This is a genomic window from Ramlibacter sp., assembly GCF_013697775.1.
In the GTDB taxonomy this organism is placed as follows: domain Bacteria; phylum Pseudomonadota; class Gammaproteobacteria; order Burkholderiales; family Burkholderiaceae_C; genus Ramlibacter.
Genome location: NZ_JACCWG010000409.1, coordinates 1 through 8,340, shown reverse-complemented (window position 1 = coordinate 8,340; position 8,340 = coordinate 1). Strand labels below are relative to the sequence as shown.

Genomic DNA, 8,340 nt, shown 5'->3' with positions numbered 1-8,340 from the left:
CGCTGCCGGCCGCATGGCACGGCCTGGCCGCCGCTGCCGATGCCTTGCTGGCCCCCTTGCCGGAGCGCCTGGCGCCGGCCGTCTCCCTGCACTGAACGAGGAACAACACGATGAACAACGCCGCTTCCACCGCCGCGCTCGCGGGCGTGTCCACACTCCGCGTGGGCCTGGGTTGCATGGGCATGAGCGAGTTCTACGGGCCGGCCGACGACGAGGCCAACCTGCGCGCGCTGCACACCGCCTTCGCGCTCGGCTACCGCCACTTCGACACCGCCGACATGTACGGCCGCGGCGCCAACGAGCAGCTGCTCGCCCGCTTCGTGGGCGAGCTCGGCGCGCGGCGCGCCGAGGTGCTGCTGGCCACCAAGGTCGGCATCGAGCGCCTGGCCGACGGCAACATCGCCGCCAACTCGCGCGCGGACTACATCCAGGCTGCCTGCGAGGCCAGCCTGCGGCGCCTGGGCGTGGAGCGCATCGGCCTGCTGTACCTGCACCGCAAGACGCCCGAGGTGCCGATCGAGGAGACGGTGGGTGCGATGGCGCGGCTGGTGGAGCAGGGCAAGGTGGGCGCGCTCGGCCTGTCGGAGGTGTCGGCCGCCACGCTGGAGCGCGCCTGCAAGACCGCGCCCATCGCCGCCCTGCAGAGCGAGTATTCGCTGTGGAGCCGCGACGTGGAGGCGGCGGTGCTGCCGATGTGCCGCGCGCACGGCGTAAAGCTGGTCGCCTACTCGCCGTTGGGCCGCGGCTTCCTCACCGGTGCGGTGTCGCCCGCCACGCTGGCCGAAGGCGACCTGCGCCGGCGCCTGCCGCGTTTCCAGGAAGACAACTTCCGCGCCAACGAGGCGCTGCTGGCCGTGGTGCAGGGCATCGCGCAGGCGCTGGGCTGCAGCACGGCGCAGGTGGCGCTGGCCTGGCTGCTGGGCAAGGGCGACGACGTCCACGCCATTCCGGGCAGCCGGCGCGAGGCCAACATGGCGGCCAACATCGCCGCGCTAGGCATCCGGCTAAGCCCGATCGCGCGGCGCGAACTCGACGCCGCGTTCGCCGGCGGCGCGGTGCACGGCCTGCGCTATCCCGAAGCGCTGCTCAAAACGGTGAACGTCTGACGGCAGGGCAGCAGCAAAGGACACCGCCATGCAGCGACTCCAACTCGACACGCCCGCCGGCCGCATCGCCGCCCTCGCATCCGACGGCGACGGCCCGGTGGTGTTCCTGTGCCACGGCAACTCCGGCGGCGCCGACGACTTCGCCGGGCTGCTGGCCAGCCCGCTGGGGCAGCGCCTGCGGCTGGTGGCGCTGGACCTGCCGGGCCACGGCGCGTCGGACCCTGCAAGCGACCCGGCGCGGGGCTACAGCATCGGCGGTTTCGGCGACGCGGTGGAGGCCGCCATCGCCACGTCCGGTGCCGAGCGCTACTGGCTGGTGGGCCAGAGCCTGGGCGGGCACGTGCTGATGGAATCGCTGCACCGCCTGCCGGGCGCGCGCGGCCTGGTGCTGCTGTCGGCGCCGCCGCTGGCCGCGCACATGCTGGCCGCGGCGTTCAAGCCCGACCCGACCGGCGGCGCGCTGTTCGCGGCCGAGATCTCGCGCGAGCAGGAGACGCTGATGGCGCGCGCCTTCGTCAACACTGGCGACGGCCCACTGGCCGACCGCATCCGCGCCGGCATCCGCGCCACCGACCCGCGCATGCGCGAATGCCTGGGCGCGAGCCTGGGCGCCATCGCCGACGAGCGCGCGCTGTTCGACCGGGCGGCGGTGCCGGTGGCTGTGGTGGCCGCCACCGACGACGCGTTCCTGCAGGGCGCCTACTACGCGACGCTGCCGAAGGCGCGCATGTGGGGCGGCCAGCCCATCTGGTGCGAGGGCAAGCCGCACGCGCTGCAGCTGGCGGCGGTGGCCGACGTGGCGCGCGTGGTCGAGGCGATGGTGGACGCCACGGCATGAACCTCGCGCCCCGGTCGGTGTCCCCGGCGGAATTCCATGGCGATGTACGCTGTTGCCGTAGCGACAAGCACAGCGACAGGGAGAACGCATTCATGGACAAGGACACCCAGGACATCCGCATCCGCCCCGCGACCTTCGAGGATCGTGAGGCCATCGCCCAGCTGCACGTCGCCGGCTGGCGCACCACCTACGCGCCAGCATTAAACCCGGCGTACCTGCAAGCCGACGTCGTCACCGACCGCCGCGCCACCTGGAACGAGCGCCTGTCCGCGCCCAAGCCCAACCAGCGCGTGCTGGTGGCCTGCGCCGGCGGCGACGTGCTGGCCTTCGGCTGCGCGTTCCTCGGCTTCGATCCCGAATGGGGCTCGATCCTGGACAACCTGCACGTGCGGCGCGACCTGCAAGGCCACGGCCTGGGCACGCGCCTGCTGCATGAAGTCGCGCGCATCTGTGCCGACGAAGCGCCCGCGCTGCCCATGCACCTGTGGGTGCTGCACGTGAACGTGAGCGCGCAGGGCTTCTACCAGCGCCATGGCGCGCGCAACGGCGGCACCATCACCTGGAACGCGCCCGAGGGCTCGCAGGTTCCGGTGTGGCGCTACTACTGGCCGGCGGGCCAGTTGCCGCTGGGCGACTAGGACACTGCATGGCCCCGGCGGATCGCAGTGCGCTGCGCAAATGGCTCGGGGCCCTGGCCGTCTTCACCGGCGCGGTAATGGGCACGCTGGACACCTTCGTGCTGTACGTCGCCACGCCGCACCTGCGCGGCGTGTTTTCCGCCACCGCCTCGGAAATCAGCTGGATCAGCACCAGCTACGCCGCCTCCGCGCTGGTGTGCATGCTGATTTCCGGCTGGGCGGCCGAGCGCTTCGGGCGCAGGCGCGTGTACCAGTCGGCCATCGGCGTGTTCCTGGCGGCGTCGGTGGCCTGCGGCCTCACGCGCTCGCTGGAACTGCTGGTGGCGGTGCGCGTGCTGCAGGGCGGCGCGGCGGGCGTGCTGCTGGCCGTGGAAATGATGATCCTGCGGCAAAGCTTCGGCCCGACCGAACTGGGCAAGGTGATCGGCGTGTACGGCGCCACCACCATGGTGGGCCCCAGCCTCGGACCGTTCCTGGGCGGCTGGATCATCGACAACCTCGACTGGCGCGCCATCTTCTTCATCAACCTGCCGATCGGCGTGCTGGGCTTCCTGCTGGTGCAGTCGTTCGTTGCGCCGGACCCGCCGCGCGCCGAACGTGCGCAGGCCGGCGTCGACTGGCCGGGGTTGGTGCTGCTGGCCGTGGGCATGTTCTCGCTGATCTGGCTGCTGGAGCGCGGCGACCGGCTGTATTGGTTCGAAACGCGCTCCAACGTGGCGCTGCTGTGGCTGGCCTGCGCGTCGCTCGCCCTGTTCGTCGCGCACGAGCTGATGACGCCGCGGCCGGTGGTGCACCTGCGGGTGCTGCGCGTGCCGGAGTTCCGCCGCGTGGTGGTGTTCAACTTCGCGCTGTATTTCCTGGTCACCGGCACGCTGTTCGTGCTGCCGATCTACATGCAGGAGCTGCTGCGCTTCTCGCCCACCAAGGCCGGCACCGCGCTGGCGCCGCGCGCGCTGGTGATGATGGTGGTGTTCCCGCTGGTGGGCATGCTGTTCAGGCGCGTGCCGCCCAAGCTGCTGGTGTGCGCCGGCCTGGCCGCGGGGCTGGCCAGCGCGGTGCTGATGTCCGGCTTCACGCACGAGACCGGCCTGCACGACATGATGCTGCCGCTGATCCTGCAGGGCGTGGCGGTGGCGCTGGTGCTGGTGCCGCTGACCTCGGTGGGGCTGATGTCGGTGGACCGGGCCGACGTGCCGGCCGCCTCCGCGCTGGACTCCACCGTGCGCCAGCTGGGCGCCAGCCTGGGGGTGGCGGTGTTCGCCACGCTGGTCACGCATTTCCAGCTGAGCAACTGGGGCGCGGTGCGCCACAGCGTGACGGTGCACAACCCGCTGTTCTACGAACGCTTCAAGCGGGTGAACGAATTCTTCATGGTGCGCGGCACCGACGACCACACCACGCTGCAGAGCGCCTACCGCCTGCTGAGCGCACGCGTGACGCAGCAGGTGGGCGTGCTCACCTACCACGGCATCTTCGAACTGGTGGCCGCCGCCTTCGCGGTGCTGCTGGCCGCCGTCGTCGTGACGCGCCTGCAGGGGCGCGAGGCGGCTTAGGCGCATACGCGCACAGGGAGCACTCGGGACATGGCAACGGGAATCGGAACGAGCTTGTGGCGCGACTATCGGGTGGCCACGCTGGCGGTGCTGGCACTGTCGCTGGTGGCGCTGGGCTGGTTCACTTTCTTCGCGCGCAATACCGAGCAGACGGACAACGCCATCGTGCGCTGCGACATCACCGACGTGGTGTCGGAGGAGCGCGGCATCATCCGCGCCGTGCGCTTCGCCGACAACCAGGCGGTGGCGGTGGGCGACACGCTGGTGGTGATGGACAAGGAGGCCTTCACCGCAGCGCGCAACCGCGCAGCCGCGGCGCTGGACTCGGCCAGGGTGCAGCTGGACGCCGCGGTGCAGGACCAGGCGCTGGCCGACATCGACTCGCGCGCGCAGATGGACAAGTCGCGTGCGTCGGCCGAGGCGGCCCGCGCCCGCATCGCGGCCGTCGACTACGAGGTGCAGCAGATCGAATCGGAAATGGCGGTGGCGCAGGCGAAGCTGGCGTCGGAAGAGGGCAGCTTGCGGCGCACGAAGCAGCTGTACGCGCAGAACTTTCTGTCGGAAAAGCACCTGGAAGACGCCGGCACCGGCCAGCAGGTGGCGCTGTCGGCCATGCGCGGCATGCAGGCCAAGAAGGAATCGGCGCGCGCGCGCCGCGCGGCGGAGCAGTCGGCGTTGCGCGAAGCCGAGGCCAGCAACCAGCAGGCGGTGCGTTCGCGCGACGCCAAGCTCGCCGCCGCCGACGCGGCGATGCGCACGCGGCAGACGCAGGTGGAAGTGGCGAAAGCTGAACTGGAGCTGGCGCAGATCAAGCTGACCCGCACCGAGATCAAGGCGCGCCGCCCCGGTGACGTGACGAACCGCCGCGTGGCGGCCGGCGAGCACGTGGAAGTCGGCCAGCCGATCGCCAGCGTCACGTCGTGCGGCGAAAGCGCCTGGGTGGAGGCGAACTTCAAGGAAACGCAGATCGAGCGCATGGTCCCCGGCCAGCCGGTGACGGTGCGCGTGGACACCTATCCCGGCGTGGCGTTCAGGGGCACGGTGGAAAGCCTGGCCAACGGCAGCGGCTCGATGTTCAGCGTGCTGCCGCCGGAGAACGCGACCGGCAACTTCACGAAGGTGGTGCAGCGCTTTCCGGTGAAGATCAGGCTGGAGCCTGTGCAGGATGGCGGGCACAGGCTGCGAGCGGGGATGTCGGCGGTGGTGGCGGTGGAGCTGGGGACAGTGGCGCGCGTGGCCGCGCAGCCGGCGAGTGCGGCAGCGGCGCAGCCCTGAGGGTAGGAACGCGCCGCCGGGCGGACGTGTCGACATCAGCTACGCCACATCTCTGGCAGCGATCAGTTTCAGGCCGACGGAGTACCTGCTGTGCGGCGCAACGAGAGTCGACGCAACGCGTGCGCTTCCATTCCGCTCGGCATCACTTCTTACCCGGCGGACGGATTCATCCAGACCGCACCCCACAAGTGGCCGTCGGGGTCGGCGAGATCGCGCGAGTACATGAAGCCATGGTCCTCGGGCGGGTTCGCGTCGGCCTGCCCGCCGTGCGCGGCAGCCGCGCGATTGATGGCATCTACTGCATCGCGGCTGTCCATCGCCAGCGAAAGCATATGCCCGGCGCTGCCGGCCGGCGGGAAAGGACGTTTCGTGAATGTGCGCCACTTCGCGTGCGTGATCAGCATTACCTGGATCGACTCACTCCAGCGCATGCACGCGCCGCTATCGTCGCTCAACTGCGGGTTCGGCTCGAAGCCCAGCGCCTTGTAGAACGTGGCCGAGGCTGCGAGGTCGGCAACGGGCAGGCTGATGAAGATGGACCGGATCATGGGGGGTTCCTTCGTTTGTCGGGCTCCGGACATTCGGAGCTCCGCAGGCACGACGAACAAGGGGGGCCAGAATCGACAAACCCTTCGCAGGTGGCGCTCGGGCCGAGCCCCAGCACCAAGCGGAGTCTCAGTCCAGCGGCCGCGAATGTCCGCTTCCGACCAAAGGAGACATTCACGGCTTAATGAACCCGCAGCACCTCAAACTGCTGTTGGATTGAAGCGACCTTTATCGACACCTCATCCCCCTCGCATTTGCCCAGCATGGCCCTGCCCAAAGGGGCTTCGCTGCTGATGACCTGACTGCCGCTGACCAACTTCATGCTGCCCCCATCCGGGCCGAGAAAGAGGTGTTGCTGCTTGTCGTCGGAATCGACCAAGCAGACCAGCGCGCCGAGCTGTATACCTTTTTTGACGTCGTAGGGACGTGGGCGGAACTGGCGCCAATTGGCCAGCGCCTTGCGGATGGCTTCGGCGCGCCGAACTTGCCCGGTGGCCAGGTAGGCGGCTTCGAGTCCCAATGTGTCGTATTTGTTTTCGGCGATGTTTTCTTCGTGAGTCGCCGTTTCATGGGCTGCCCGCACTGCCTGTTCGGCTTGCAGCAAGTCTTCGGCAAGCCGTTTCAGCACCTGCTGTTGCAACAAGAATTTATCCATAACGAAAGGTAGGGATCTCAGGCAAGCGGGGGCAGGCCTTGATTATGAAGGTCTCCAAACGGCCGAACGCTCCGACAAGGAAGCCTTTTTATACGGGGCAACTTGCGCGAATGCCCGCTTTTGGCCGGAAGCAGCCATCCTCACTTGCGACTGCCGGCCCACCTGCTTGTCAGGAGGACACTTCCTGACGAAGCTCTTGAGCGAGGCCGATCAGAATCTTCTCGGGACCGCGGATGTAGCAAAGGCGATAAGTGTCTTGGTACTGGACCACTTCGCCAACGAGCTCCGCGCCACGTTTGCGCAACCGCGCGAGCGTGTCATCGATGTCTTCCACGGTGAACATCACTCGAAGGTAGCCTAAAGCGTTGACCGGCGCACTGCGATGATCATCAGCCACGCGGGGCGCCAGGAAGCGAGACAACTCAAGACGGCTGTGGCCGTCCGGCGTACGCATCATCGCAATCTCCACTTGTTGCTGGCCGAGGCCGGTGACACGCCCGGCCCATTCCCCTTCGATGGTGGCGCGTCCCTCGAGCTCAAGACCCAGTTCGCTGAAGAATTCGATGGCGGCGGCAAGGTCCTCCACGACGATGCCGACGTTGTCCATACGCTTGACAGTCACTTTGTCTCCTGCAACGGGTAAGCGACGGACCTACCCCCCTCGGATTATGCCCGGCCACGAACCATGTCGAGCAGGCGGCCCAGGATGCGCTCGCCATCGGCCCGCAAGCCGTTGTGGGCGTACTCGTTGGTGATCCAGGCCCGCAGCCCACGAACGCCGCGAGCTGTCTCCTCGGCAAATGATCGCTCCACGTAGACGTCGTCGACATACACGGTCGCTGCCACAGGGACCTCGTTGCGGGCAAGGCGGTCAGCGTCGTACAGGCGCCGCCATGGATGCTGGGCCAGAATTTGCGCCGCCTCGCGATGCGCGCGCAAGCCCGCATAGTCATCCCACATCCACGGGAAGACATGCTCCGCTCCGAGCAGGTCGCCAGTCACTGCGTCCTCGGGGGCAAGCCGGTGTGCCGACCAGCGGGTGGCACCGCCGTCGGCGTACGAAGACTCATGGAGCGTCGCGTAGATCGGATTACGCTCCCACGCAGATGCCATCTGCACGTCGACCATGAATGCCGCCGAGCCAAAGGGCAGCTCGAGCAGGTGGTGCAGCCGTTCAAACCCGGCGCTATCGCCGAGCCACATCCCCGTCTGCCGAAACCGGTTCGATGTGAGGCGGTCGCCGTTGGGCAAGCGGACGTTTTCGTCGTCGAGCCGGCGCAGGATCGCCCGCAACCGAACGAGGTCTCCGGGGTATCGGTCGTGATAGCGCTTATTCGCTTCGCGCACGCGCACCCATGTCGCCGCGTAGACCTCGTCGACCGGCCGATTGGTGATCGGCGCGAGGCCCCCGGTGATCAAAACCTCACGCAAACCCTCGGGCGCCAGCGACAGATAGGTGAGCGAGGTGAAGCCGCCGAAACTCTGGCCCAGCAGACTCCAACGATCGATGCCGAGTTCGGCGCGGATCAGTTCGAGATCCCGCACGATCGAGTCGGCGCGAAAATGCGTGAGGTACTCACCCTGCTCGGCGCCGTTGCCCCTGGTGACCTGCCCCCTTACAGCCATACCAATCTAAATTCCAGGAGGTCCGTCAACCAGGAGAATGACGGACATGAAGAAGAGCAGGTTTACCGAAGAGCAGATCATTGGTTTCATCAAGCAGGCGGCG

General features: G+C 68.2%; 9 protein-coding genes. 5 read left to right on the top strand and 4 right to left on the bottom strand.

Going from position 1 to position 8,340, the window contains the following annotated elements:
* Positions 1-110 precede the first annotated feature (110 nt).
* The 5 genes from H0U68_RS20805 to H0U68_RS20785 all read left to right on the top strand — a co-directional run bounded on the left by H0U68_RS20805 (position 111) and on the right by H0U68_RS20785 (position 5,410).
* On the top strand, positions 111-1,106 hold the full coding sequence (locus H0U68_RS20805; protein ID WP_296358812.1) for an aldo/keto reductase: 996 nt from the start codon (positions 111-113) through the stop codon (positions 1,104-1,106).
* Positions 1,107-1,134: 28 nt separating this feature from the next.
* Positions 1,135-1,944, top strand: a complete 810-nt coding sequence (locus tag H0U68_RS20800; RefSeq protein ID WP_296358811.1) for an alpha/beta fold hydrolase — start codon at positions 1,135-1,137, stop codon at positions 1,942-1,944.
* 92 nt (positions 1,945-2,036) lie between these two features.
* Positions 2,037-2,582 carry a GNAT family N-acetyltransferase gene (locus H0U68_RS20795; RefSeq protein ID WP_296358810.1) on the top strand — a complete coding sequence of 182 codons (546 nt, stop codon included), beginning with the start codon at positions 2,037-2,039 and terminating at the stop codon, positions 2,580-2,582.
* Positions 2,583-2,590: 8 nt separating this feature from the next.
* The gene (locus tag H0U68_RS20790) at positions 2,591-4,135 is read left to right on the top strand and encodes an MDR family MFS transporter (RefSeq protein ID WP_296358809.1); all 1,545 of its coding nucleotides are present in this window, start codon (positions 2,591-2,593) and stop codon (positions 4,133-4,135) included.
* Between the two features lie 30 nt (positions 4,136-4,165).
* Positions 4,166-5,410 carry an HlyD family secretion protein gene (locus H0U68_RS20785; protein ID WP_296358808.1) on the top strand — a complete coding sequence of 415 codons (1,245 nt, stop codon included), beginning with the start codon at positions 4,166-4,168 and terminating at the stop codon, positions 5,408-5,410.
* Positions 5,411-5,559: 149 nt separating this feature from the next.
* Here H0U68_RS20785 and H0U68_RS20780 read toward each other — a convergent pair whose 3' ends face one another.
* From H0U68_RS20780 to H0U68_RS20765, 4 genes are all read right to left on the bottom strand, one after another.
* Positions 5,560-5,958, bottom strand: coding sequence for a VOC family protein (locus tag H0U68_RS20780; protein WP_296358807.1), 399 nt, complete (start codon positions 5,956-5,958; stop codon positions 5,560-5,562).
* Positions 5,959-6,137: 179 nt separating this feature from the next.
* Positions 6,138-6,611 carry a GreA/GreB family elongation factor gene (locus H0U68_RS20775; protein ID WP_296358806.1) on the bottom strand — a complete coding sequence of 158 codons (474 nt, stop codon included), beginning with the start codon at positions 6,609-6,611 and terminating at the stop codon, positions 6,138-6,140.
* A 169-nt stretch (positions 6,612-6,780) separates the two neighbouring features.
* A complete protein-coding gene (locus H0U68_RS20770) occupies positions 6,781-7,233 on the bottom strand; it encodes a VOC family protein (protein WP_296358805.1) in 453 nt (150 codons plus the stop codon).
* A gap of 44 nt (positions 7,234-7,277) precedes the next feature.
* Positions 7,278-8,237 carry an alpha/beta fold hydrolase gene (locus H0U68_RS20765; protein ID WP_296358804.1) on the bottom strand — a complete coding sequence of 320 codons (960 nt, stop codon included), beginning with the start codon at positions 8,235-8,237 and terminating at the stop codon, positions 7,278-7,280.
* Positions 8,238-8,340: the final 103 nt, after the last annotated feature.

Bases quoted from the DNA above. Each gene is read 5' to 3' on its own strand.
- H0U68_RS20805 (WP_296358812.1), top strand. From the start codon at position 111: ATGAACAACGCCGCTTCCACCGCCGCGCTCGCGGGCGTGTCCACACTC.
- H0U68_RS20800 (WP_296358811.1), top strand. From the start codon at position 1,135: ATGCAGCGACTCCAACTCGACACGCCCGCCGGCCGCATCGCCGCCCTC.
- H0U68_RS20795 (WP_296358810.1), top strand. From the start codon at position 2,037: ATGGACAAGGACACCCAGGACATCCGCATCCGCCCCGCGACCTTCGAG.
- H0U68_RS20790 (WP_296358809.1), top strand. From the start codon at position 2,591: ATGGCCCCGGCGGATCGCAGTGCGCTGCGCAAATGGCTCGGGGCCCTG.
- H0U68_RS20785 (WP_296358808.1), top strand. From the start codon at position 4,166: ATGGCAACGGGAATCGGAACGAGCTTGTGGCGCGACTATCGGGTGGCC.
- H0U68_RS20780 (WP_296358807.1), bottom strand. From the start codon at position 5,958: ATGATCCGGTCCATCTTCATCAGCCTGCCCGTTGCCGACCTCGCAGCC.
- H0U68_RS20775 (WP_296358806.1), bottom strand. From the start codon at position 6,611: ATGGATAAATTCTTGTTGCAACAGCAGGTGCTGAAACGGCTTGCCGAA.
- H0U68_RS20765 (WP_296358804.1), bottom strand. From the start codon at position 8,237: ATGGCTGTAAGGGGGCAGGTCACCAGGGGCAACGGCGCCGAGCAGGGT.